The sequence below is a fragment of the Lysobacter sp. ESA13C genome (assembly GCF_019970005.1).
Lineage (GTDB): Bacteria > Pseudomonadota > Gammaproteobacteria > Xanthomonadales > Xanthomonadaceae > Lysobacter > Lysobacter antibioticus_B.
In genome coordinates this window covers 1-1073 of record NZ_JAHXYK010000037.1, presented here as the reverse complement: position 1 = coordinate 1073, position 1073 = coordinate 1, and the positions used below count along the sequence as shown (strand labels likewise).

Genomic DNA, 1073 nt, shown 5'->3' with positions numbered 1-1073 from the left:
TTCAGATAACCCCGCGCAACACCCACGCCCGCCAGATGAAGTTCGCCGGCTACCCCGATCGGCGTCGGCTCGCCGCGCGCATCGAGGATATAGATTCGCGTATTCGGAATCGGGCGGCCCAGTGGCACCGAGCGCCCCTGGTAACGGTCCAGGTCGCGCGGCACCGGGAAGAACGCCGCTGTTGCGGAGTACTCCGTCGGACCGTAGTTGTTGATGAAGTCCGGCCGAGGCTCAGGGAGCTCTAGCAATCGGGCAGGCACGATGGGCTCGCCGCCGAGCAGCACGCGCTCCAGCGAGCGCAGCTCTCCACCATGACGACTGTCGAGCAGCGCATGCAGGGTGCTGGGCGTCAAATTCACGACGGTAACGCGCTGCCGCTCGATCAGGGACACTGCAGTATGCGGATCGAATCGTGCTCCGCAGAGCACCAACCGGGCTCCCGAGACCAGCGGGCCATGGATGACACGCTGGGTCAGATCGAAGCTGTGCGACGTCGCCACCAGCATCCGGTCGCGCTCGGTGAGCTGCGCCGCCCCTCGATACCAGTGGATCAGGTTCTGCAGCCCGCGATGCTCCACCATCACGCCCTTGGGCTGGCCGGTGGAACCGGACGTGTAGATCACGTACGCCAGATGATGCGGCGACAACGTCCCACGGACCGGATCGTCTGCCGGCGCGTCCTGCCACGGCGCCCGATCCGCATCCAGCGTCAGCACCGGGATACCCGCCGGCCATGCCAGCAAGGTCTGCAGCGACTGCTGCGTCAGCACCGCCACCGGCGCGCTGTCCTCCAGCATGTACGCCAACCGATCCGCCGGATAGCCCGGGTCCAGCGGCACATACGCACCGCCCGCCTTCAGCACCGCCAGCAGCCCCACCACCATCCCCGGGCTCCGCTCGACGCATAGGCCCACCCGGTCGTCCGGCTGCACCCCCAACGAACGCAGATAATGCGCCAGGCGATTGGCCTGGGCGTTCAATTCCGCGTACGTCAGGCTCGCTTCGTCCTGCACCAGCGCGATCGCGTCCGGCGTCTTCGCCGCCTGCGCCTCGAACCACTCGTGCACCAGCCG

At 67.4% G+C, this 1073-nt stretch carries 1 protein-coding gene; it reads right to left on the bottom strand.

The annotated features are described in order from the left end of the window. A partial coding sequence (locus LC490_RS24225; protein ID WP_223621899.1) for an amino acid adenylation domain-containing protein occupies positions 1-1073 on the bottom strand: 1073 nt, incomplete at both ends.